Genomic DNA, 23,563 nt, shown 5'->3' on the forward strand with positions numbered 1-23,563 from the left:
TTCAGAGCCCGCGGCGGCGCAAGGCCAGCCACAGGTGGGCCGCGGCGTCCGGATCGTCCAGGCTCACCCCGAGGAGCCGCTCGGCCACGGCCATCCGGTGCCGCAGCGAGTTGCGGTGCACGTTCAGATCCCGCGCCGCTTCCTCCCAGTGCCCGCGGCGGCGCAGGTAGGCCGCGACAGTGCCCAGCAGGTCGGCCCGCCCGTAGCCGGCCAGCTGTTCCGCCCAGGCGTCCGCGAGCGCATCGGCGCCGCCGCCGGTACCCACCAGCCTCCCGGCCGGAGCCTGCAGGGCGGCCTGCCGCAGGGCCGCGGCCCGGCCGGCCACGTCCGCCAGCGCCAGCGGTTCGGTGACTGCCGCGCCGTGCGGGGGCGCGCCGTCGCCAGCCATCCACCGCGGCGTCTGCGGCGCCCGGTCATGGCCTTCCGTCCCGGGCCCGACGGCGGCGCGCGGCGGGCCGGGGACGGCACCGGTTTCGCCCTGTTCCCAGTCGTCCTGGTCCCAGCCCCACTCCTGCCACGGCCGGGCCGGGAGGTCCCCGCCCGCCGCGTCCCCGCTTCCGGCGGCCGGCGCCGCGGGCAGCAGGAACCAGCCCAGCCCGTCCTCGGCCAGCCGGAACCGGCACCCGGCCAGCAGCCCGGCCAGTTCCGCGGCGTCCTCATCCGCGGCCAGTAACGCCACGGTCCCGGCCAGCGCGCCCAGACGCTCGGTGCTGCCGCCGCGCACCGCAAGCACGCGCACCCGCTCCGGCAGCATGCCCAGGCCGGTATCCGCGGTGAGCAGCCGCGCCGCTTCGACGTGGCCGCGCAGCACCAGCTTCGTGACGGCTGCCCCGAGGGCGGCGGAGGTGCCTTCCAGTTCCTGACGCTGCTGCGCCTTGAGCGAGAGCAGCACGCAGACGGTGAGGATGATCTGCCGGTCCGCCTTGGCCAGCGTGCGCCCGGCGCCGATGGCCAGGAACCCCTCGATCCGGCGGCCGACCAGGATCGGGTACTCCACCACCGCCGTGCCGTGCAGGCCGAAGGTTGCCGCCGACGGCGCCCCGGTCTGGTTCAGCTGCAGGGTTTCCTGCCGCAGCTGCGGCACCAGGGATGCCGCGCCGGTCGGCCAGAAGGTTTCGGCGCCGCCGTCGGCGGGCAGGTAGGCGGCCCAGCCGCCGAGCGCCTGGGCCAGCCCCTTGACGACGGCGGGCAGCGCGTCCGGCCGCAGCGCGGAGCGGGCCAGGGCCGTCTGGGTGCCCAGGCCGGCGATCAGGTCCGCCTGGCCGCTCTGGGCCGCGAGGTCCCAGAAGGCCCGGGACACTTCCATGAACGGCACGCCGTCCGGCACCACCAGCAGTTCCAGGCTTTCGGCCCGGCAGGCCTCGGCCAGCGCCGGCGGAACGGCGTCCAGCCCCTCGCCCAGGCCCAGGCCCAGCGCCGCCACGCCGCGTGCGGCGAGCCGGTGCACGTAGGCCGCCGTCTGCGCCCGGCTGGCCTGGCTGCCGGCGCCGCGCAGCGGGATGCCGGTGGTCAGCAGCAGCTCGCCGCCCTCGAGGTAGGCGGTCGGATCCTCCAGCTCGGAGATATGCACGCCGGAGAGCTGCCGGCCGGAGACCGTGCCCGGCGCGGCGGGGTGCAGCGAACTGCCGAGGCGGCTGCACAAGTGTGCGAGGGAAACCATGGCCCGATTATGCATCAATTTATGCGGATTATCCGAAACTCGGCCCTTTATTGGTCAGGACATCCAATGACCGGCCGCTGCCCTCCGTCTACGGTGGTGCCCATGACAGAAACCCTGGCCACCGCCCCCGCCGCGGCCGACGCCGCCACGCTCCCCCAGTCCCGCCACCTGGCCACGGCCATCCCGGGCCCGCGCTCGCAGGCCCTGCATGCACAACGGCAGGCTCACGTGACGGACGGATTCGGCGTGACCCTGCCGGTCTTCATCGACCGGGCCGGCGGCGGCATCCTGCAGGACGTGGACGGCAACCGGATCATCGACTTCGCCTCCGGCATCGCCGTGACCAGCATCGGCGCCAGCAACCGGCGCGTCCGCGAGCGCGTCGCGGCCCAGCTGGAACGCTTCACGCACACCTGCTTCATGGTCACCGAATACGAGTCCTTCACCCAGGTGGCCAAGTGGCTCAACGAGCACACCCCCGGCGATTTCGACAAGCGCACCGCGCTCTTCTCCACCGGCGCCGAAGCCGTGGAGAACGCGGTCAAGATCGCCCGCTCCGCCACCGGCCGCGACAAGGTCCTGGTCTTCGACGAGGCCTACCACGGCCGCTCCCTGCTGACCATGGCGATGACCGCCAAGGTCAACCCCTACAAGCTGAACTTCGGCCCGTTCCCGGCCGAGATCGTCCGGACGTCCTCGGCCAACCCGCTGCGCTCCCCCGCCGCCGCCCAGGGCCCGGAGTCCGTGACCGCCGCCGCACTGGCCGGTGTCGAGGCCACGCTGGCCGAACACGGGCCCGGGGACTTCGCCGCCATGGTGATCGAGCCGATCCAGGGCGAAGGCGGCTTCGTGGTCCCTGCGCCCGGCTTCCTGGCCGGCCTGCGGGCCATCGCGGACCGGCACGGCATTGTGCTGGTGATCGACGAAATCCAGGCCGGCATGGGCCGTACCGGCACCCTGTTCGCCAGCGAGCACGAGGGCGTTGCCGGGGATATCACGCTCAGCGCCAAGGCGCTGGCCGACGGCGTGCCGCTGAGCGCGGTGACCGGGCGCACGGAGCTGATGAACGCCGTGCACGCCGGCGGGCTGGGCGGCACCTACGCCGGCAACCCGCTGGCCTGCGAGGCGGCCCTGGCCGTGTTCGAGGCCTTCGAGGACGGGACCCTGCTGGAGAACGCCCGGGCCATCGAGGCCGCAGCCCGGGCAGCGCTGGCCCCGCTGGTCCAGGAAACCGGCCTGGTGGCCGAGTTCCGCGGCCGCGGCGCCATGCTCGCCGTGGAATTCGCCGAGCCGGGCACGCTCGCACCGCGGGCCGATATTGCCAAGGAAGTTTCCGCCCGCTGCCACGCGCAGGGCGTGCTGACCCTGACCTGCGGCACCCACGGCAACATCATCCGGCTGCTGCCCCCACTGGTGATCGGCCCCGAGCTGCTCGCGGACGGCCTGCAGGTGCTGCGCGGGGCCATCCTCGCGGCCGCCGGTCCGGCCGCCGTCTAACCCGCCGTCGTTCCCCGACCACCCCGAAGAGGAAACATCACCGTGACTGAAGAATTCGACCTGATCAGCATCGATTCCCTGCTCTCCGACGAGGAGCGCGCGCTGCGCGATTCCGTCCGCTCCTTCGTGGACGCGGCGATCAAGCCCAATATTGCCGGCTGGTACGAGGACGCGGTCTTCCCGCTGGAGATCGTCCCCGAAATGGCGAAGCTGGGCCTGCTGGGCATGCACCTGACCGGCTACGGCTGCGCCGGGCGCTCCGCGGTGGACTACGGCCTGGCCGCCGCGGAACTGGAGGCCGGGGACTCCGGGCTGCGCACCTTCGTCTCGGTGCAGGGCTCGCTGGCGATGAGCGCCATCCACAAGCACGGCTCCGAGGAACAGAAGAACCAATGGCTGCCGGCCATGGCCAAAGGTGAGGCGATCGGCTGCTTCGGGCTGACCGAACCCACCGCCGGCTCGGACCCCGGCGCCATGAAGACCTTCGCCCGCCGCGACGGGGACGACTGGGTGCTCAACGGCTCCAAGCGCTGGATCGGCCTGGCCTCGGTGGCGAAGGTCGCAATCATCTGGGCGCAGACCGAGGACGGCGTGCGCGGCTTCGTGGTGCCCACCGGCACCCCCGGCTTCACCGCCACCCCGATCGGACCGAAGCTGTCCATGCGCGCCTCCATCCAGTGCGACATCGAGCTGACCGACGTCCGCCTGCCCGCCTCGGCGCTGCTGCCCGAGGCCAAGGGCCTGCGCGGTCCGTTCGAGTGCCTGAACGAGGCCCGCTACGGCATCATCTGGGGCGCCATGGGCGCGGCCCGGGACAGCTACCTGGCCGCCCTGGCCTACGCGCAGGAGCGCCTGCAGTTCGACAAACCGCTGGCCGGCTACCAGCTGACCCAGGCCAAGCTGGTCAACATGGCGCTGGAAATCAACAAGGGCTTCCTGCTCGCCCTGCACCTGGGCCGGCTCAAGGACGCCGGGGCCCTGCAGCCCCACCAGATCTCGGTGGGCAAACTGAACAACTGCCGCGAAGCCATCAAGATCTGCCGCGACGCCCGCGCCATGCTCGGCGGCAACGGCATCACCCTGGACTACCCGCCGCTGCGCCACGCCAACAACCTCGAATCCGTGCGCACCTACGAAGGCACCGACGAAATCCACACCCTGATCCTGGGCAACAAGATCACCGGCATCCCCGCCTTCCGCTAACGGCACTGTAGGAGAAGCACATGACTGTCGGACTGCAGCATTACATCGCCGGCGAGTGGGTAGAAGGCGACGGCGGTCTGCTTACCTCGGCCAATCCTGCCCGGCCCGCCGAAGTGGTCGCCAGCGGCCGGCAGGCCGGCGCCGCCGAGGTGGACCGCGCCGTCGCCGCCGCGCGCCGCGCCGCCCGGGACTGGGCCCGGACCCCCGCGCACGAGCGCGGCACCGTGCTCCTGGCCGCGGCCGCGCAGCTCGAGTCCAATGCCATGGCCTGGGGCCTGGAACTGGCCCGGGAAGAGGGAAAGACCGCCGCCGAAGGCACCGGCGAGGTCCGGCGCGCGGCGCAGATCCTGCGCTACTACGGCAACGAGGGTGACCGCACGGCCGGGGAAATCTTCTCCTCCCCGCGCCGCGGCGAGAAGATCCTCGTCACCCGCAAGCCGCTCGGCGTCGTCGGGGTGATCACCCCGTTCAACTTCCCGATTGCCATCCCGGCCTGGAAGATCGCCCCGGCGCTGGCCTACGGCAACACCGTGGTCTGGAAGCCGGCCAGCACGGTGCCGCTGCTGGCCATGCGCCTGGCCGAAGCCCTGGACGCCGCCGGGCTGCCGGCCGGCGTGCTGAACCTGCTGATCGGCCCCGGCTCGATGGGCAACGAACTGGTCGGCCACCCGGAGCTGGACGGGCTCACCTTCACCGGTTCCACCGGCGTCGGCCGCCGGCTGGCAGGGCAGGCAGCCTCCCTCGGCGTGCCGATGCAGGCGGAGATGGGCGGCAAGAATGCCGCCGTGGTGCTGGCCGATGCCGACCTGGAGCTGGCCGCCGAACAGGTCATGTTCGGCGCCTTCCGTTCCACCGGCCAGAAGTGCACCGCCACCTCGCGGCTCATTGTCGACCACACGGTGGCGGACGAGTTCCTGGACCGGCTGCGCGCCCGGCTGGACGCCTGGACCGTGGGCGATCCCACGGACCCGGCCGTGCACATGGGCCCGGTGGTCAACGAGGCCGCCCGCAAGTCCATCCTCGCCGGAATCGGCACCTCCGTGCAGCAGGGCGCGCGCGTGGTGGCCGGCGGCGGAACCGGCGACGGCAGCTTCGACGCCGCCGGGGACGATGCGCTGACCGCAGGTGCCTTCGTCGCCCCGACCGTGCTCGAGGTTTCCGACGGCGCGAACGCCGGCTGGCGGGAGGAATTCTTCGGCCCGGTGCTCACGCTGCGCCGCGCGGCCGGCGCCGAGGAAGCCTTCGGCCTGGCCAACGACAGCGAGTTCGGCCTCTCCGCGGCGGTCTTCACCCAGGACATCACCCGCGCACTGGACGCTGTCGACGACCTGGACGTGGGCATCCTGCACATCAACTCCGAATCCGCCGGCGCCGACCCGCATGTGCCGTTCGGCGGGGCGAAGAAGAGCGGCTACGGGCCCAAGGAACAGGGCGGCGCCGCAAAGGAGTTCTTCACCCACACCACCACCGTGTACCTGCGCGGCGACACTCCGGGCGCCTGACGGTCCGTGCGCGAGTACCACCTCGGGCTGATCCCCGGCGACGGCATCGGCCCCGAACTCACGGCGGCCGCCGCCGCAGTCCTCGAGACCGCGGCGCGCGGCCGCTTCGTGCTGCGCTGGCACCGCGAGGACGGCGGAGCCGGAACCTACCGGCGCACCGGAACCGCGCTCTCGGCGGCAGCGCTGGAACGGATCCGCGGCTACGACGCCACGCTCAAGGGGCCGGTGGGCCTGCCCGAGGTGCGCACCCCGGACGGGCTTGAGGCCGGGGTGCTCGGCGGCATCCTGCGGACCGGCCTGGACGCCTACGCGAACCTGAGGCCCGTCCGGTCCCTGCTGCCGGGCGGCCGGCGGATCGATTATGTGATCGTGCGCGAGAACACCGAGGGGCTCTACGCCTCCCGGGGCAACGGCGTCGGCAATGACCATGCCATGGTGGACCAGCTGCTGGTCACCCGGGCGGGCACCGAGCGGATCGTGCGGCGGGCCTTTGCGGCCGCGGCCGCCCGCCGCGGCGCACCAGCCGACGGCGTGCGCCGGGTGACGTGCGTGGACAAGGCCAACGTGCTGCGCAGCTACGCCTTCTTCCGCCGGATCTTCGACGAGGTTGCCGAGGAATTCCCGCAGGTCGAGGCCGAACACCGCTACGCCGACGCGGCCGCCTACGAACTCGTCGCCGCCCCGGGCCGGTTCGATGTGATCGTCACCGAGAACTTCATCGGCGACATCCTCAGCGACGTCGGCGCCGCCACCGTGGGCGGGCTGGGCATGTGCCCGGCGGCCAACGTCGGCGACGGCGCGGCCTACTTCGAGCCGGCCCACGGCAGCGCCCCGGCGTTGGCCGGCCGGGACCGGGCAAATCCCGCCGGGCAACTGCTGTGCGCGGCCATGCTGCTGGACCACCTGGGCGAAGCCGGCGCGGCCGCCGACCTCCGCGGCGCCGTCACGGCGGCGTTCGACGGCGGCGGCGTGCAGCTTGCCGGGGACGGCACCCCGGCCGGCGGACTGGCCGGGACGGTCTCCGCCGTCGTCGCAGCCTTGGCAAGCCCCACCCCCGAGACCAACGTGCCGTCCGGCGCGCACCCACCGAAAGGGCCCTGACATGACGAACATCCACCCCTCCATCGACGGCATCCGGCGCATCCTGGTCATCGGCGCCGGCACCATGGGCAGCCAGATCGGCCTGGTCGCGGCGCTGGCCGGCTACGACACGACCGTCCAGGACATTTCCGAACAGATGCTCGCCCAGGCCAAGGCGGAACTGTCCGCGCGGCTGGAGGCGAACGTGGCCAAGGGCCGCCTGGACGCCGCGGACGCGGAGACCGCCCTGGGCCGGCTGGACTTCACCACCGACCTGGACGCCGCCGCGGCCGGGGCGGACTTCGTGATCGAAGCCGCCACCGAGCAGCTGGAGATCAAGGGCCAGATCTTCGCCCGGCTCGGCCGCCTGGCCCCGGACCACGCCATCCTGGCCACCAACTCCTCCACCCTGGGCTCCTCCAGGGTCGCAGCCGCCACGGGCCGGGCCGACCGGGTCTGCAACATGCACTTCTTCAACCCGGCCCTGGTGATGAAATGCGTGGAAGTGGTCCGGCACCCGGACACCTCGCAGGCCACCGTGGACACCGCCATGGAACTGGCCCGCCGCTTCGGCAAGGAACCGGTGCTGATCAACCGCGAGATCCCCGGCTTCATCGCCAACCGGCTGATGGGCGCCATCCAGCGCGAAGCCCTGGCCCTGTCCGCCGCCGGCATCGCCAGCAAGGAAGACATCGACACCACCGCACGCACCGCACTGGGGCACCCGATGGGCCCGTTCGAGCTGATGGACCTGGTCGGCCTGGACGTCATCGACTTCATCGCCCAGGCCACCTACGCCGAGACCGGCAACGAGGCGGACAGGCCCGACCCGCAGGTCGCCGCGCTGGTGGCCGCAGGCAGGCTGGGGCGCAAATCCGGGCAGGGGTGGTACAGCTACTAAGCAGGCTTCTTCCGAAGCCGGCCGGTCCTAAGCCGCGGCAAAAAGTAGTCGACAGGTCCACAGCGGCCCCGAACCCGCCGGGAGGGCTCTTCCCTGCCCGGCGGCCGGCCCGGAGGTTCCGTGCCGGGCAGCGGCGGTGCAGTGGAACGGTACCGGTGCCCCGTCGGCGTGACGATTTCGACGCTGTGCCGAGGCCCGGGGACCGGGCCGGCCCGCCAGCCGGCGGCTTCCTTGACCTGGTTGCAGTGCTCGCAGAGGCCCTGGCCGTTGGCCTCGCTGGTGGTCCCGCCAGCGTCCCAGGCCAGCACATGGTCATGGTGCCGGATCGGAGCGTCGCACCACGGGGTGCGGCAGGTGGCGTCCCGGACTTGGACCAGGCGGCGCAGGCCTTCCGGCAGCAGTCGTGCACGCGAGTCCATCGCGATGAGCCGGCCGGTGTCGGGTGCGGTGTAGAGCCGGCGCAGCCAGATCCGTTCCGAAACGGCGGAAGGACCGTCGTTCCCGGCAGTGCAGGTGCGGACCAGATCCCTCGCCCACTGGGCCGGGACCACGCCGTAGCCGGACAGCTGTGCGGGCTCGCTGTCCCCTTGCAAGAGCGTTCGGTCCGTCATGACCAGCTGGATTTCGATCCTGGCGTTGCCGGCGGCCGACGGCCCGGTCACGCGTTCGACGAGAATGTCCGCCATGATCTGGCCCCGGCCGCGTTCGTCACCGGCGGCCCGGAGGCGGTCTGCCTCGCGGGAGAGCGCCGCATACACGGCCACACCGTGTTTCACTGGCAACAGTCCGGTTACATACGTCATGGTGTCAGGGGCGGGCCGGCAGCTGACATGGCGATCCGACTCGGCCTTGCGCGCACGACGCACCACCGACTGTGGGTCCAGCCGGTACGCCAATCGGCGCGCTTCACCAACCAGCTTCCGATTTCCCAGGTCTGCCAGCAATTCCCGGTCCCCGGCCAGTTCCTCGTCTACCCGGCCACGGTCTTCCACGGACAGGCAAGCTGTCTCCCGTACCAGCAGCGTGGCGCGCCATTCGCTCAGTTCTCCGGACTCCAAGGCACGGAGGGCATGGGGCATTTCGGATACCAGGGCCTTGGCCAGGCCCAGGCAGGTATCGCCACGGGTCGGCGATTCGCGTCGGGCCAAGGCGATCTGGCCTGCTATCCCCTTGCCCTGTTTCTCAGCGGGAACACCCGCCTCTGCCCGTATCCTGCGCTGTGCGGCGTCGAACGCCACCGTGGCCCGTGCCTGGGCGGCCGCGGCGGAGGCCTTCAAATCCTCCAATGCCCGGATCCTGTCAATCAGTTCTGTGCCGTCGACGTCCTGGTCCATACTTGCCAGAGCTTCGACCCACTGCCGGACCGTGGACGAGTCCACGTCGACGACGGACCCGCAGGAATTGTCACGAAGCAGTTCTTCGAACATGAATACGATTCTAGCTTGGGCAACTAGAACAAAAAATGGAGCTGTCCGCCCTGTGGATAACCACGCACCGCGGCAGCCAAACGGCCTTCAGCCTGCCTTACGACTCCCCCACGGCCGTGCCGCCAGCAGCAGCGCCAGCCAGGTCAACCCGATCCCGGCCAGAGTCGCGGCGTCGACGCTGCTACCGGCAGAGGGCCAGAGCAGGTCCAAGACCACCGAACCGGCCAGTTGGCCACCGGTGACGGCCAGAATCATCACCAGGACGCCCAGGCTGGCAGTGCAGATTGTTGCTGCGCCAAGCACCAGCGTGCCCAGCGGGCCGCCGAGGTACAGCCACCATTGCGGCGTGGCCAGGCCCGTCCGGCCGCTGGCGGCCGCCTGGATCAGCCAGATGGCCAGCAGCAGGACCACCCCGGTGCCGAAATTCAGCAAGGTCGAGATGACCGGGCTGCCGTGGACCGTCGCGATCCGTCCCAACATCCCCTGCTGGACGCTCTGCAACAGGCCGGCCACCAGCGGCAGGATCATCAGCACCGCCAGCAGCCCGTGCGCGCCGCCGGCGTCGAAATGCGGCACCGCCGCCGTCGCCGCCGCCGCCAAGGCGAGCGCGGCGGCACCCACCCGCACCGGACTGACGTCGATCCTCCGGCCGGCACCCAGCCCGAGCCGGTCGACCAGCAGCCCGGAAATCATCTGTCCGGTCACGATCGCAATGGTGAACAGGGACAGTCCCACGGCGCCGACGGCGGCGGTCTGGCTGAACACATAGAATGCCCCGACGGCGCCAGCCAGCAGATACCACCGCGGATAGCTGCGCTGCCTGAACACCTGCCCGGCCCCGCGCAGCCGCGCCCGGGCGGCGGGTACCGCAAGCGCAAACAGCAGGATCGCCGCGAATCCGGTGGCGAAGCTGACCAGGGCCGCCCCAATCCGGTCATGCAGGGCCAGACCCAGCTCGCTGTTCAGCTTGCCCTGCACGGCCAGTGCCACTCCCCCGCCCATGGCGAGCACCACCGCGACGGCGGCCGGCACACGGATGATGGAACGGGACTCAGGCACTGCCCCAGTTTAGGGGCTCCTGCGAAAGCCACAGCGACTGGCAGCCCGTTTCCACCCGTGCTGGACCTTGACGTTACGTCAACTTCCATACTGGTAACCATGAGAACAGACAGCGGCCAGGGAACACCGGAATGGTCCATCCAGGAGATCGCGAAGGCGGCCGGGACCACCAGCCGCACGCTGCGGCATTACCAGACCGCCGGCCTGCTGCAGCCCAGCCGCGTGGGCCACAACGGCTATCGGTATTACGACGGCGCGTGCCTGCTGAGGTTGCAGCGGATCCTGCTGCTGCGCCAGCTGGGACTCGGCCTGGACGAGATCCGCGGGGTGCTGCAAGGCCGCACGGACACCATCGCGGCGCTGCGCACGCATCTGGAGGTCCTCCTCGAGGAGCGCGACCGGCTGGACCGCCGGATCGCCTCCGTACGCACAACCATCGGCAAATCAGAAAGGGGGGCCACGCTCATGCCCGAGGAAATGTTCGACGGCTTCGACCACACCCAGTACAAGGACGAGGTGGAGCAACGCTGGGGCAAGGAAGCCTATGCCCGGGGCGACAGGTGGTGGCGCGGTCTGGGCGAAGAAGGCCGCCGGGCCTGGCTGCAGCGCAGCAGGGCACTGCAGGCGGACTGGATCGCGGCCGCCGGTTCCGATGCCGGTCCGGACAGCGCCGATGCCCAGGACCTGGCCCGGCGCCAGTTCGACTGGCTCGCCGGCGCCAACGGCGGGCAGGAGGTCTCCTACGCCTACTTCACCGGGCTGGGCGAAATGTACGTCGCAGATCCGCGGTTCGGCGCCAATTACGGTGGCGACGCCGGTGCGCGGTTTGTTCGCGACGCGATGCGGGTCTATGCCGACCGGTATCTTGTCTGAAAACTGTGGATAACGCTCACACCGGCCTCGGTAATCTGCATAGACTGCTCGCAGTTGAGTCAACAGCCCAGCCAGTACATGGGGGTCTAGGTGAGCCGTGTGACCGTTCCATCCGCGCGCGCCCGAATATCAGTCGTCCTTGCGGCAGCCTGCGCCCTGGCACTGGGTGCCTGCAGCGGCGATGCCGAGGGCGCCGGAACGCCGGTGCCCTCGGCATCCACTCCCGCCGCGGCACCGGCAACCGCCACGCCGAGCCCGACGGCGGTGTACAAGCCTGCCTCGGCCGACGGCCCGGCCGAAAACGTGCCGGTACCAAAGCTGCCCGAGTCAGCGCGGGAAAAGTCGGTCAAAGGGCTCAAGGCGTTCGTCAAGTATTGGTACGCCTTGCTGAATTACGCTTACGAATCCTCGAATCTGGGCCCCTTGCGTGACGTTACTTCGACAAACTGCACCCGGTGTGAAGCCGTGTACGACGGTCTGGATCGGTGGGCGTCCGAGAAAAAGTGGATAGTCGGGGGCCAAGTCAACGTGCTGCAGGTAAGCGATAATTTTGTTGCTGACACCGCTGGTGTTTACCAATCACCGGTTCATATCAAGATGGCAGGATCCGAGCTTTACGGCCGGGGCGGCAAGAAAGTCGAAGACCGTTCACCTTCTGAGATGATTGACCTTTTCTTGGCTACTTACGGGGAGACAGGATGGGTGGCGCACGATGTCGGCGTTATCGAGGGTCCATAGTCGCTTATGTAGAAAGCTCAGTGCGCTCATCTGGATATTGGCAGCAATAATTGGAGCTTCACTTCTTGCCTCTTGGAACCCCCCTCCGGCCACAGCCCAGAACCAAGGCGGCTCGCCGTATTGGACTAACGAAGGAATAATCGCGGGAAGGTATTCCCAGCTTCCAGGCACGGAACTCTGGGGAATCCAACCCGGCAGTAGCATTGAAGGCAATCGTGAGTATAAATACGAAAGAGCATGCCTAGAAGGGGACAATATAGCCAAACAATGCTTACCTGGAGTTCCAACGTGCACCAACGGCGAAGACGGGGTTCCGGTGCAATGGTATTGGCGGAGCGATGAATTGGGATTCTCCGATTGGACGGTGGTCGGAGAATTCGGCTGCATCTACTCCAGCAATCCAGACGACGTCCTGGACCGGATTGCCGGCCGCATTCTCTCCGACTTCAGGTCCCTGCCGGTCCACGCTGGGACGTCGACCATCCAGCCCTCGCCGCACACCCTGGTCGGTGCCCACACCAACGTCTACGCCAAGGCCGCCGAACAATCCTTCAATATCCGCATCCTTGACCAGGACGTGGCAGTAACGGCCACACCGGTCGAATACACCTGGAGCTACGGTGACGGGGCAGGCCTCGGACCCACCACTGCGCCGGGCGGTCCGCTGCCGCAGGACCGCTGGGGCGAAAAGACCGCCACCAGCCATGCCTACAAGGACACCGGCGACTTCCAGGTCACGCTGACCACCACTTTCAGCGGCACCTACAGCGTCAACGGCGGCCCGGCCGTTCCCGTCCCCGGCACCGGCTCGTTCACCGCCGAACCTGCAAACATCAGCGTCTGGCGGTCCAAGGTCAACAACTACGCCGACAACTGCCTGCAGAACCCCAACGGCACCGCCTGCGGAACAGCCCGCTAATTCCCCCGGCAGGCCTGGACGAACGGGACCATCAGCTCCGCCAGCTGCCCGTCCGGCGAACCCTCGTCCTCCGGATGCCACTGGACCGCCAGCAGCCACCCTTCGTCCGGCATGGCCAGCTCCACCGCTTCCACCACGCCGTCGCCGGCCCTGGCCACCACCTTCAGCCGGTCCCCGAGCCGGCGCACCGCCTGGTGGTGGCCGGAGCGCACCTGCACCGGTCCGGCACCGAGCGCACCGGCGAGCAGGGAGCCCGGTTCCACGGCCACTTGGTGCAGGGCCATCGGCGCCGCCTCACGGTGGTTCTTGTGCACCGAGTCCGGGCCCAGGTCCTCGACCAGGCTGCCGGCGAAGGCCACGTTGATCAGCTGCAGGCCGCGGCAGATGCCGAAGACCGGTTTGCCCAGTTCGTGCGTGCCGATCACCAGGTCGATTTCGGTCTCGTCCGCCTGCGTGTCCACGCAGTGGATGGTGGGCTCGGCACCGTTCCCGCCGTAGCGCGCGGGGTCCACGTCGCCGCCGCCCAGGATCAGCACGCCGTCGAAATCCTCGGCGCTGAACACCTGCCCGGAGGCGGAATCGACGACGACGGCGTGTCCGCCGGCGGCTTCGACGCCGGCGGCGGCGCGGGCGGCCAGTTCGGCCAGATGCGCGCTGAACCGCGGCGGGTGGCTGGCGGCCGTGCGGGCGTAGCTGACGGCGATGCGCGGCTGGCGGCCTGCGGTCTGGTCCATCCGTGGCTCCTGAAGGTCAGCGGGCGGGGTCCTGCACCGGATACAGGGGGTTGTGGCCGGCGGTCACGCGTTCTCCGGGGCGGACCGGGTCGGGGGCGGTCCCGCTGCCGAAGGGCCGGCCGCCGAGTGCCTCGCGGCCGTGCGGCTCGAGCCAGTTGGCCAGGTCCGGACCCTGCGGCACGATCTGGGTGGGGTTCACGTCCTCGTGCACGATGTAGTAGTGCTGCTTGATCTGCACGAAGTCCACCGTGTCCCCGAAGCCGGGGGTCTGGAACAGGTCCCGGGCGTAGGCCCACAGCGCCGGCAACTCGGTGAGCTTGCTGCGGTTGCACTTGAAGTGCCCGTGGTAGACCGGGTCGAAGCGCACCAGCGTGGTGAACAGCCGCACGTCCGCCTCGGTGATGGTCTCCCCCATCAGGTAGCGTTGCCCGGCGAGGCGTTCCTCCAGCCAGTCCAGCGCCGTCCAGAGCCTGTCGTATGCATTGTTGTAGGCGTCCTGGCTGCCGGCGAAACCGCAGCGGTAGACGCCGTTGTTGACCTCGGTGAAGACGCGCTTGTTCACCGCGGCCATCTCGCCTCGCAGGTGTTCGGGATAAAGGTCCGGCGCGCCGTCGCGGTGATGTCCGGACCACTCGGTGGAAAAGTCCAAGGTGATCTGCGCGAAGTTGTTGGTGACCACGACGCCGGAGGGCACGTCCACGATGGCGGGCACCGTGATGCCGCGCGGGTAGCCGGGGAACCGCTTGAAGTAGGCCTGCTGCAGGCGTTCAATGCCGAGCACCGGATCCCTGCCGTCCTCGTCCAGGTCGAAGGTCCAGCTACGCACGTCGTGCGTGGGTCCGGGCAGGCCCAGCGAGATGGCGTCCTCGAGGCCCAGCAGCCGCCGGACGATGATGGTGCGGTTGGCCCACGGGCAGGCGCGGGCGGCGATCAGCCGGTACCGGCCCGCTTCCACCGGCCATTCGCCCGCCTGCGGGTTGTCGCCGTCGCGCAGGATCCGGTCCTCGATGTAGTTGGTATCGCGGTTGAATTCCTCGCCGGTGTGGACGTAGGCACCTCTGGTGCTGAAGGCCGTGCTCTGGTCGGTGCTGGTCGCCTGGCTCATGGTTCCAGCTTAGACCGCGGCACCTCAGGCCGCCCGACCGGATCCATATACCGGGCTGGGGCTCTTCTCAGCCGCAGCTCAGGTTCCGGCCGGATGGTTAGTACATGTCAACTAATGCTTCGGGCAGCGTCTCCACGCCGCCCCTCCGACGGCTCCACCGGCGCCGGCTGTGGCGCGAGGACCTCCTCACCGTGCTCGTCGTCGGCTCCGTGGCGGTGGTCGTGGCGCTTTTCCTGGCCGACGGCGGTGCCTATGGCTTCTCCACTGCCGCCGGCGCACTGACCCAACTGGGCATCCTGGCCGGCCTGATCGGCACGGACCTGATCTTCGTCATGCTGCTGCTGGCGGCCCGGCTGCCGGTGGTGGACCGGACCATCGGCCATGACCGGGCGCTGGAACTGCACCGCAAACTGGGCAAGCCGGCACTGTACCTGCTGCTGGCGCACACGGTACTGCTGCTGGCCGGCTACGGGGCGTTGGAGGGGCTGAATCCCTTCGCGGAGGCGGTCTCGATGTGGACCACCATGCAGGACATGCCGCTGGCCTTCATCGGCCTGGGCCTGCTGATCGCCGTCGTCGCCACGTCCATCGTGGCGGTCCGCCGGTGTTACCCGTACGAGGTCTGGCACGGGATCCACCTGCTCAGCTACGTGGCCGTGCTGGCGGCGCTGCCGCACCAGTTCAGCACCGGGCAGCTCTTCGCGGAAGGCACGGTCCAGCGCTGGTACTGGATTCTGCTCTACGCCGGCACGGTGCTGGCCCTGGCCTGCTACCGGGTGGTCCTGCCGGTCTACCGCACGCTGCACCACGACCTGCGGGTGGCCGCCGTGGAACCGGCGGGGCCGGACACCTTCTCCGTCTACCTGACCGGCCGGGACCTGGCCGGGCTGCAGGCCCGGGCCGGACAGTTCTTCATCTGGCGCTTCCTCGGCCCCGGGATGTGGTGGCACGGGCACCCGTTCTCGCTGTCTGCGGACCCGGCCCCGAGCGGCAGCCAGGGCTGGCTGCGGATCACGGTGCGCAGCCTGGGCCGCGGCTCCGGGCAGTTGGCCCTGCTGCGGCCGGGCACCCGGGCCGCCATCGAAGGCCCGTACGGTCTGTTCAGCGAACTGGCCCGGACCGCGGACCGGGTGGTCATGGTCGCCGCGGGGATCGGGATCACCCCGGTCCGCTCACTGCTGGAAGGCGGCCGCTTCGCCCCGGGGCAGGCCGTGGTCATCCTCCGGGCCCCGGACGAGGCGGGGCTGTACCTGTACCGGGAAATCCATGAATTGTGTGTGGCCAAGGGGGCCGTGCTCTTCACCGAAGTGGGCCGGCGCCGGCCGGGCTCCTGGCTGCCCGAGGCCTCCGCCGCCAGCGGCTACACGCTGGCTTCCTACGCACCTTGGATAGCGGAGGCGGATGTCTACGTGTGCGGGCCGCGGGACTGGGCGGACCTGGTCCTGCAGGACGCACGAACCCGTGGCACCCCGTCCGGCCAACTCCATCATGAAAGGTTCAGCTGGTGAGACTGAGGACTTTGACCCTGGCGTTGGCCGCATCGGCCGGGATCGTGGCGGCAGGCTGGCAGGCCGGCGCCGCGCACGAGGTGGCGGTGGCGCGGGCCGGTTCGGGAGGAACGGTTCCGGCCTCCGGCGACGGCGCCGGGTCCTCCGCCGCCCCGAGCGGCAGCTACCAGGGCCAGACGGTCCAGACCCGGTATGGGCCGGTGCAGGTCCAGGTGACGGTTTCGGACGGGAAGATTACCGACGTCGCCGCCCTGCAGCTGCCGCAGAATGACGGGCATTCGGCCCGGATCAGCAGCGCCGTCGAGCCGATGCTGCGCTCTGAAGTGCTCAGCGCCCAGTCGGCCGATATCCAGACCATCAGCGGGGCCACCTACACCAGCGAGGCCTACGCATCCTCGCTGCAGTCCGCCCTGGACAACACCCGATGACCGGGCCGGCGGCAACCGAGCGAAGGGACAGGGCCACCCGGGTCTTCGACAGCATGGGCACCGTCGTCAGCCTGACGGCCGGTGCCGCGGACGGCATCCTGGACGAGGCTGCAGCCGCGGTCGAGGGCACCTTTGCCGGCTACGACCGCAGGTTCAGCCTGTACCGGCCCGACTCCGAGCTCAGCCGCATCGCGGCCAGGGAGCTGAGCCTGGCCGCGGCCGGTCCGAAAGTGCGGGAGATGTACGCGCTGGCCATGCACTGGCAACTGGAGGCCAACGGCGTCTTTACCCCGGTGCGGACGGACGGGGTGCTGGACCTGTCCGGTGTGGTCAAGGCGGCAGCGATCCGCGATGCCGGGGAGGTCCTGCTGGGGCTGGGGCTGACGGACTGGTGCCTGAATGCCGGCGGCGACGTGCTCACGCACGGCGGACCGGGTCCGGGCGCGGCCTGGCGGGCCGGCATCGTGGATCCCGCGGACCGCGGTGCCTTGCTGGCCGACGTCACGCTCGGCCCCGGCCGGCAGGCACTGGCCACCTCGGGCAGCTCCGAGCGCGGGGCGCACATCTGGTCCCCCGCCGGCGCCGAGCCGCTGGCCCAGGTCAGCGTGCTGGCCGCCGACATCGTGACGGCGGATGTGCTCGCCACCGCAGTGCTGGCCGGCGGAGTGCCGCTGCTCGAGGAGGCGGTGCGGCGCTGGCCGGTCCAGGTGCTGGCCGTTAGGCCGGATGGAAGCCTGCTTGGCACGCCCGGCTGGAAGCGACCCTGACCGGCTTTGTGCCAGCGGCCGAGCCCGCCCGCCACCTACTCGCCATTTTTTTCGTGGCTGAGGCGGTGCAGCAGGACCGCCACGTGCAGCGAGGTGCGCGACTCGGGATCGTCCAGCCGCACGCCGAGCCGGCGCTCAAGTTCGGTCAGCCGGGCGTAGAGGGTAGGACGGCTGAGGAACCCGGTCCGGGCCAGTTCGGCCTTGTTGCCGCCGCATTCCAGATACCGTTCCAGCAGCGGCAACCAGCCGCCGTCGGCGCGCAGCACTCCCGCCAGTTCCGCCTCCACAAAGGCCTGCACCCGCGGGTCCTGGCTGAGCAGCGCCAGCAGGCCGCGCAGCCGGACGTCGGTGGAGCGGTAGAAGCGGCGGCCCCCGGGCTTGAGGGTACTGGCCGTTTCCGCGACGTGCGCCGCCTCATCCAGCCCGGCGGCGGCGGCCAGCAGTGTCTGCCGGGCCCGGCCGACGCCGGCGGTCAAGCGCAGTGCGCCGGTGCCGGCCTCGTCCGCGAGCTGTCCGCAGATCCGTTCCAGCACCGGGTCCTCCAGCTGGCGCGCCGGCACGGCCAGCAGCAGGGCCACCGAGCCGGACTGCAGGCTCGCGGACAGCGCGGAGTTCCGTGAGGCGGTCAGCACCCGGTGGACCAGCTCGAGCAGGGCCCGCTCCCGCCGCTGCAGCTCGATCGGCTCCTGCCCGGCGCGGTCCAGTCGCAGCACCACCGGCAGGTACAGCGGGGCCGGCCGCAGTCCCAGGGCGGCGGCCCGGGCCAGGGCCTCGGGTTCGCCCAGGGACCGGGGCCGGCGCAGTTCCTGCAGCAGGCCGGCCCGGGCCTGGAGCGTCAGTTCGCGCTGGTCGCGCTCGGCCATCCGGTTGATGGACAGGGCCTGCCCGGCCCGTTCCAGCACCATGGACACGGCAGCCTCGCGCTCCGGGCCGCCGGCCAGCGCGGCCGGCACCACCAGCCGCCCCCAGCGCTGGCCGCGCAGTCCCACCGGGGTCTGCAGCCAGCCCTCGATACCGGAGCGGGTGGTTTCCTCCCGGAAATGCACCAGCCGGGAACGCGCTTCCCAGTCCCGCAGCAGCTCGGCCGCGGGTAGCCGGCCGGCGGCGAAGGCCACCACCAGGTGAGCCGCGTCCTCCAGCACCACCGGCGCCTCGATCAGGCCCGCCGCCTGGCTCACGATCTCCTCCGCCCCGGCACCCTCGAGGCTGAGCATGGTGAAGACCTCATGGACGTGGCGTGCCCGTTCCACCTCGGCGAGCTGGGCCGCGACGATCTGCCGGTGCACCACTTCGGTCACTTCGACGAACCGGATCTGCCGTCTGAGCATGACCACCGGCAGCCCGGCGCCGGCGGCGGCCTCGCGCAGGGCGGCGCGGGCCGGTTCCCGGTTGCCGTCCCCGGCCAGTTCGACGACGACGCCGGCGGCGCCCATCGCTTCCAGATCGGCCAGGTAGCGGCGGGCCGCTTCCGCGTGGCCGCCGAAGCCCAGGCCGGTGGAGAGCACCAGCTCGCCGCCGCCGAGCAGGCCGGCAAGGTTGGTGAGTTCGGCGACGTGCACCCAGCGGACCGGGTTCTGCAGCTTGTCCCGGCCGGCAAGGATTTCCGGTGCCCCGGCGGCCAGCACCGGAAGGTCCAAGACCTCGCCCACAGTCATCATTTACATAGTGTAAATCTCCTGGCTGTTTTCGTTACAGCATGCCAATACCGGACCGCACGGAGGTGGGTGAGGATGGTGCCAATGGACCCGAACGAGCAAGGAGCTTCGATGCAGACTACCCAGCACTGGATTAACGGTGCCTTCACCACGGAGGCGGAAGGCACAGCCGGCCGCCGTCAGGATGTCATGAACCCTGCCACCGGCAAGGTCTCCTCGCAGGTGGCCATGGCCGATGCCTCCGTCGTGAACGAGGCAGTGGCCGCGGCCAAGGCCGCCTTCCCGGAGTGGCGCGACTCCTCGCTGGCCCGCCGCACCCAGATCCTGTTCGCCTACCGCGAGCTGCTCAACGCCCGCAAGGGCGAACTGGCCGCGATCATCACCGCCGAACACGGCAAGGTACTCTCCGACGCGATGGGCGAAGTGGCCCGCGGCCTGGAAGTGGTGGAACTGGCCTGCGGTGCCCCGTACCTGCTCAAGGGCGGGTACTCCGAGAACGCTTCCAGCAAGGTCGACATCCACTCCGTCCGCCAGCCGCTTGGGCCGGTGGCGGTGATCAGCCCGTTCAATTTTCCGGCCATGGTGCCGCTGTGGTTCTTCTCTGTCGCCATTGCCGCCGGCAATACCGTGATTCTGAAACCCAGTGAAAAAGACCCGGGTGCGGCGAACTGGTTGGCCGAACTGTGGAAGGAGGCTGGCCTGCCCGACGGCGTCTTCAACGTGGTGCACGGGGACAAGGAAGCCGTGGACGCCATCCTGGACCACCGGGACATCAAGGCCGTCTCCTTCGTCGGCTCCACCCCCATTGCCCGCTATGTGTACGAGCGCGGCACCGCAGCCGGCAAGCGGGTGCAGGCTCTGGGCGGGGCCAAGAACCACATGATCGTCCTGCCGGACGCGGACCTGGACCTGGCCGCGGACGCCGCGGTCAATGCCGGCTTCGGCTCGGCCGGCGAGCGCTGCATGGCCATCTCCGTCCTGGTGGCCGTGGGCGGGATCGGGGACGAACTGGTGGCCAAGATTGCCGAACGTACCCGCACGCTGCGGGTGGGCGACGGGCTGCGCGGCAGCGATATGGGCCCGCTCGTTACCAGAGCGCACCGGGACAAGGTAGCCGGCTACATCGATGCCGGCGAGGCGGCGGGCGCCGCCGTCGTCGTCGACGGTCGCCAGGTCGAGGCCGACGCCGAGGGCGAGGGCTTCTTCCTCGGCCCCACCCTCTTCGACCACGTCACTGCCGGGATGTCCATCTACACAGACGAGATTTTCGGCCCGGTACTGTCCGTGGTCCGGACGGACAGTTACGACGAGGCGCTGGAGCTGGTGAACTCGAATCCGTACGGCAACGGCACCGCGATCTTCACCAACGACGGCGGCGCGGCCCGGAGGTTCCAGAACGAAGTGGAGGTCGGTATGGTGGGCATCAACGTGCCGATCCCGGTCCCCGTGGCCTACTACTCCTTCGGCGGCTGGAAGAGCTCGCTCTTCGGCGACACCCATGCCTACGGGGCCGAGGGTGTGCAGTTCTTCACCCGCGGCAAGGCCGTGACCACCCGCTGGCTGGATCCCAGCCACGGCGGCATCAACCTCGGCTTCCCGCAGAACACCTGAGCCGTTCCGGACTTTCGAAAGGGCAGTGATGACGACAGAAGCTACCACCGCAGCATCCGGCGTCGGCGCGGAGGCGGTCGAGGCCGGACGGCGGGCGTACGAGCTGGACCGGAAGCATGTGTTCCATTCCTGGTCCGCGCAGGACAAGATCAAGCCGATGACCATCCTGAAGGCCGAGGGCTCCTGGGTCTGGGACGGTGAGGGCCGGAAACTGCTGGACTTTTCCTCCCAGATGGTCAACACCAACATCGGCCACCAGCATCCGAAGGTGGTCGCGGCCATCCAGCAGCAGGCCGCGAAGCTGTGCACCATCGCCCCGCAGCACGTGAACGAGGCACGGTCCGAGGCCGCCCGGCTGATCGCCGGACTGACCCCCGGGGACTTGGACCATATCTTCTTCACCAACGCCGGGGCGGACGCGGTGGAGCACGCCATCCGGATGGCCCGGCTGCACACCGGGCGGTACAAGGTGCTCTCGGCCTACCGCAGCTACCACGGCGGCACCCAGCTGGCGGTGAACGTCACCGGGGACCCGCGGCGCATCCCCAACGACTACGGCGACGCCGGAACGGTGCATTTCCACGCCCCCTTCCTCTACCGCTCCCAGTTCCACGCCTCCACCCCGGAAGAGGAGTCCCAGCGCGCCCTGGAGCACCTGGAAACCACCATCCAGCTCGAAGGCGCGGCCAATATCGCCGCTCTCATCCTCGAATCCATCCCCGGCACGGCCGGCATCATGGTGCCTCCGCCGGGCTACCTGGAAGGCGTGCGGGAACTGACCCGCAGGTACGGGATCGTGTTCATCGCCGACGAGGTGATGGCCGGGTTCGGCCGCTCCGGCAGGTGGTTCGCAATCAACCACTGGGACGTGGTCCCGGACCTGCTGACCTTCGCCAAGGGCGTGACCTCCGGCTACGTGCCGCTGGGCGGGGTGGCGATCAGCGACGCCATCTTCGACACCTTCCGCGAGCGCGCCTATCCGGGCGGGCTGACCTATTCGGGGCACCCGCTGGCGTGCGCGACGGCGGTGGCGGCCATCAACGCGATGCGCGACGAAAAGATGGTGGAGCACGCGGCCTGGCTCGGCGAGGAGGTCTTCGGACCGGGCCTGCGGGAGATCGCCGGCCGGCACCCGTCGGTGGGCGAGGTCCGCGGCACCGGCTGCTTCTGGGCCGTGGAGCTGGTGAAGAACCGCCGGACCCGCGAGCCGCTGGCCGCCTACGGGGGCTCCTCCCCCGAGATGGACGAGGTCATCGCGGCCTGCAAGTCCGGCGGGCTGCTGCCGTTCGCCAACTTCAACCGGATCCATGTGGCCCCGCCGCTGAATATCAGCGTCGAGGACGCCAGGGCCGGGCTGGAGATCCTGGACCGGGCGCTGGCGGTGGCGGACCGCCACGCCCAGGGCTGACCGGAGCCGCCGGTGGGACTGCTGTGGGACCGGCTGGACGAGCGGCTGCGACCCGGGGTCGCAGCCGCCGTCGGCGACTTCGAGCGGGTGCGTCCGCAGCTGGAGACCGTCACTGCCGACATGCAGGCCCGGATCCGGGACATCTTCCGGGACACGGACCTGCAGCCGCTGTTCGTGACCGCACGCACCAAAACCGTGGAGTCCTTCCGCGACAAGGCGTCGCGGGTCCTGAAGCCCGACGAACCGGGAGGGGTCCCGGCGCTGGAATTCCCCGATCCGCTGCGGGACCTGCACGACCTGGTGGGGGTGCGGGTGATCGTCGGCCTGCCGCACGAAATCGGGATGGCGGCCAACCTGATCAAGCGCCAGCGCGGCGAGTTCGACTGCCGGGTGGACCGGGAGAAGGACATCGGCTCGATCGAATCGGGCACTTACGGCTATTCCAGCCGGCATCTGGTCCTGCGCACCATCCAGAGCAGCACCGTCAGGCAGTACCAGGAGCTGCTCGGCGCCACAGCCAAGCCCACCGGCAGCTACCTGTTCGAGGTCCAGATCCGGACCATCCTGGCCCACGCCTGGTCAGAATTCGAGCACCGAATCCGCTTCAAGGCCAACGAACCGCGTGCCCGCAGCCCATACGTGGACCGCCAGTTCACCGCCGCGGCGGCCATGCTGGAGACGGTTGAGTCGGTCTTTGTCGATCTGGATGAACGCTACGAGACAGTCGCCGGCTACTGGGACGAGGAGCACGAGGGGTCCGCGCTGCTGACGCCGAACCGGATCCGCGACGTCTGGCAGACGCTGTTGCCGCATGTGGACCGCAAGGCCGACGACGACTGGGGCTGGGCCGCCGAACTGCTGGCCGCCCACGGGCTGAAAACCACTAAGGATCTGGCCGGCCTGCTGCAGACCGAAACCATCACGCACGTGCGCAAGGCGCTGGACCACCGCTATTCGCCGGGTCCGGACCGCCTGCTCGACGACCTGCTGCTGTGGCACTACGGCCGGCGGCATATCGAACTCACGGCCGGCGGCGACGCCCACCGGCGCGAGAGCCTGCTGCGCCGCCTGAGGCAGATCGAGACCTACCGGCAGGGCCCTTGAGGCGCCGGCCGCCCGCCGGATCCGCAGGGACCGTGGCGTGAGCCAACCTCCCCGGATTTCCGTCGAGGACGCCGCCACCCGGCCGCACCGGCCACGCGTGCGGAGACCAGGGCCCACGTGCGCAACGCGCTGCCGATCGCCTCCTCGGCCACCGCGCCCGCCCTCTTCCTGGCCGCGGCGTGGGCCGGCTGGCTGGACGCCCAGCCGGCCTGGCTCCTGGCCCAGGCCGCAACGCTGTTCCGGCTGGCCATGCTGGGTGCGGCGGTGGCCCGCTGGCGCGGGGAGCGCAGCCCGCTGCGGGTGGTGGTCTCGGGCATCGCCCTGGCCGTCGTCGTGGCCCTGGTCTCGGTGCTGAAGTTCGTGCTGACCCATTGAGGTCCGCCG

General features: G+C 70.1%; 21 protein-coding genes. 15 read left to right on the plus strand and 6 right to left on the minus strand.

The genetic code is table 11. The features are described from left to right. Position 1: 1 nt before the first annotated feature. The gene (locus tag LVY72_RS15365) at positions 2-1,660 is read right to left on the minus strand and encodes a PucR family transcriptional regulator (RefSeq protein ID WP_237822417.1); all 1,659 of its coding nucleotides are present in this window, start codon (positions 1,658-1,660) and stop codon (positions 2-4) included. Positions 1,661-1,762: 102 nt separating this feature from the next. On the opposite strand from LVY72_RS15365, the gene LVY72_RS15370 reads away from it, so the two are divergent. Genes LVY72_RS15370 through LVY72_RS15390 form a run of 5 tightly spaced genes read left to right on the plus strand, consistent with a single transcriptional unit; the run spans position 1,763 to position 7,843 of the window. Then, on the plus strand, positions 1,763-3,157 hold the full coding sequence (locus tag LVY72_RS15370; RefSeq protein ID WP_237822419.1) for an aminotransferase class III-fold pyridoxal phosphate-dependent enzyme: 1,395 nt from the start codon (positions 1,763-1,765) through the stop codon (positions 3,155-3,157). A 42-nt stretch (positions 3,158-3,199) separates the two neighbouring features. Beyond that, complete coding sequence (locus LVY72_RS15375) at positions 3,200-4,360, plus strand: acyl-CoA dehydrogenase family protein (protein ID WP_237822421.1); 1,161 nt, start codon at positions 3,200-3,202, stop codon at positions 4,358-4,360. Between the two features lie 20 nt (positions 4,361-4,380). Beyond that, positions 4,381-5,862, plus strand: a complete 1,482-nt coding sequence (locus tag LVY72_RS15380) for an aldehyde dehydrogenase family protein (protein ID WP_237822423.1) — start codon at positions 4,381-4,383, stop codon at positions 5,860-5,862. Between the two features lie 6 nt (positions 5,863-5,868). Further along, positions 5,869-6,963 (plus strand): isocitrate/isopropylmalate dehydrogenase family protein, encoded by a 1,095-nt coding sequence (locus LVY72_RS15385; protein ID WP_237822425.1) that lies wholly within the window; start codon positions 5,869-5,871, stop codon positions 6,961-6,963. A 1-nt stretch (position 6,964) separates the two neighbouring features. Next, on the plus strand, positions 6,965-7,843 hold the full coding sequence (locus LVY72_RS15390) for a 3-hydroxyacyl-CoA dehydrogenase family protein (RefSeq protein WP_237822426.1): 879 nt from the start codon (positions 6,965-6,967) through the stop codon (positions 7,841-7,843). Here the strand turns inward: LVY72_RS15390 and LVY72_RS15395 are convergent. Further along, positions 7,840-9,270, minus strand: coding sequence for an HNH endonuclease (locus LVY72_RS15395; protein ID WP_308190828.1), 1,431 nt, complete (start codon positions 9,268-9,270; stop codon positions 7,840-7,842). The two genes, LVY72_RS15390 and LVY72_RS15395, sit on opposite strands and share 4 nt — an antisense overlap. 87 nt (positions 9,271-9,357) lie before the next feature. After that, the gene (locus tag LVY72_RS24765) at positions 9,358-10,329 is read right to left on the minus strand and encodes a DMT family transporter (RefSeq protein WP_237822428.1); all 972 of its coding nucleotides are present in this window, start codon (positions 10,327-10,329) and stop codon (positions 9,358-9,360) included. A 99-nt stretch (positions 10,330-10,428) separates the two neighbouring features. Between LVY72_RS24765 and LVY72_RS15405 the strand changes: the two genes are divergently transcribed. The 3 genes from LVY72_RS15405 to LVY72_RS15415 all read left to right on the plus strand — a co-directional run bounded on the left by LVY72_RS15405 (position 10,429) and on the right by LVY72_RS15415 (position 12,859). After that, on the plus strand, positions 10,429-11,202 hold the full coding sequence (locus LVY72_RS15405; protein WP_237822430.1) for a MerR family transcriptional regulator: 774 nt from the start codon (positions 10,429-10,431) through the stop codon (positions 11,200-11,202). A gap of 99 nt (positions 11,203-11,301) precedes the next feature. Beyond that, the gene (locus LVY72_RS15410; protein WP_237822432.1) at positions 11,302-11,940 is read left to right on the plus strand and encodes a DUF6318 family protein; all 639 of its coding nucleotides are present in this window, start codon (positions 11,302-11,304) and stop codon (positions 11,938-11,940) included. Positions 11,941-12,283: 343 nt separating this feature from the next. Then, on the plus strand, positions 12,284-12,859 hold the full coding sequence (locus LVY72_RS15415; RefSeq protein ID WP_237822435.1) for a PKD domain-containing protein: 576 nt from the start codon (positions 12,284-12,286) through the stop codon (positions 12,857-12,859). Here LVY72_RS15415 and LVY72_RS15420 read toward each other — a convergent pair. Both LVY72_RS15420 and LVY72_RS15425 read right to left on the minus strand, forming a co-directional pair. Continuing rightward, on the minus strand, positions 12,856-13,593 hold the full coding sequence (locus LVY72_RS15420; RefSeq protein ID WP_237822437.1) for a gamma-glutamyl-gamma-aminobutyrate hydrolase family protein: 738 nt from the start codon (positions 13,591-13,593) through the stop codon (positions 12,856-12,858). The two genes, LVY72_RS15415 and LVY72_RS15420, sit on opposite strands and share 4 nt — an antisense overlap. 16 nt (positions 13,594-13,609) lie before the next feature. Then, a complete protein-coding gene (locus LVY72_RS15425) occupies positions 13,610-14,698 on the minus strand; it encodes a glutathione S-transferase family protein (RefSeq protein ID WP_237822439.1) in 1,089 nt (362 codons plus the stop codon). Between the two features lie 104 nt (positions 14,699-14,802). On the opposite strand from LVY72_RS15425, the gene LVY72_RS15430 reads away from it, so the two are divergent. From LVY72_RS15430 to LVY72_RS15440, 3 genes are read left to right on the plus strand one after another with little or no spacing between them, the layout of a single operon-like run. Next, positions 14,803-16,206, plus strand: coding sequence for a ferredoxin reductase family protein (locus tag LVY72_RS15430; RefSeq protein WP_237822441.1), 1,404 nt, complete (start codon positions 14,803-14,805; stop codon positions 16,204-16,206). Then, on the plus strand, positions 16,203-16,634 hold the full coding sequence (locus LVY72_RS15435; protein ID WP_237822443.1) for an FMN-binding protein: 432 nt from the start codon (positions 16,203-16,205) through the stop codon (positions 16,632-16,634). Before LVY72_RS15430 ends, LVY72_RS15435 begins: the two co-directional genes overlap by 4 nt. After that, positions 16,631-17,401, plus strand: coding sequence for an FAD:protein FMN transferase (locus LVY72_RS15440; protein WP_237822445.1), 771 nt, complete (start codon positions 16,631-16,633; stop codon positions 17,399-17,401). Before LVY72_RS15435 ends, LVY72_RS15440 begins: the two co-directional genes overlap by 4 nt. 35 nt (positions 17,402-17,436) lie before the next feature. On the opposite strand, the gene LVY72_RS15445 is transcribed toward LVY72_RS15440, so the two are convergent. Then, a complete protein-coding gene (locus tag LVY72_RS15445) occupies positions 17,437-19,059 on the minus strand; it encodes a helix-turn-helix domain-containing protein (protein ID WP_237822447.1) in 1,623 nt (540 codons plus the stop codon). Positions 19,060-19,167: 108 nt separating this feature from the next. On the opposite strand from LVY72_RS15445, the gene LVY72_RS15450 reads away from it, so the two are divergent. The 4 genes from LVY72_RS15450 (at position 19,168) to LVY72_RS15465 (ending at position 23,554) form a co-directional block, all read left to right on the plus strand. After that, positions 19,168-20,667, plus strand: coding sequence for a CoA-acylating methylmalonate-semialdehyde dehydrogenase (locus tag LVY72_RS15450; RefSeq protein ID WP_237822449.1), 1,500 nt, complete (start codon positions 19,168-19,170; stop codon positions 20,665-20,667). A 28-nt stretch (positions 20,668-20,695) separates the two neighbouring features. After that, the gene (locus LVY72_RS15455) at positions 20,696-22,075 is read left to right on the plus strand and encodes an aspartate aminotransferase family protein (protein ID WP_237822451.1); all 1,380 of its coding nucleotides are present in this window, start codon (positions 20,696-20,698) and stop codon (positions 22,073-22,075) included. 12 nt (positions 22,076-22,087) lie between these two features. Further along, positions 22,088-23,179, plus strand: a complete 1,092-nt coding sequence (locus LVY72_RS15460) for a GTP pyrophosphokinase (RefSeq protein WP_237822454.1) — start codon at positions 22,088-22,090, stop codon at positions 23,177-23,179. A 117-nt stretch (positions 23,180-23,296) separates the two neighbouring features. Next, entirely contained in the window at positions 23,297-23,554 is a 258-nt protein-coding gene (locus tag LVY72_RS15465; RefSeq protein ID WP_237822456.1) for a DUF4175 domain-containing protein, read from the plus strand. The last annotated feature ends 9 nt before the right edge of the window (positions 23,555-23,563 follow it).

The organism is Arthrobacter hankyongi (assembly GCF_022012395.1).
GTDB lineage: Bacteria > Actinomycetota > Actinomycetes > Actinomycetales > Micrococcaceae > Crystallibacter > Crystallibacter hankyongi.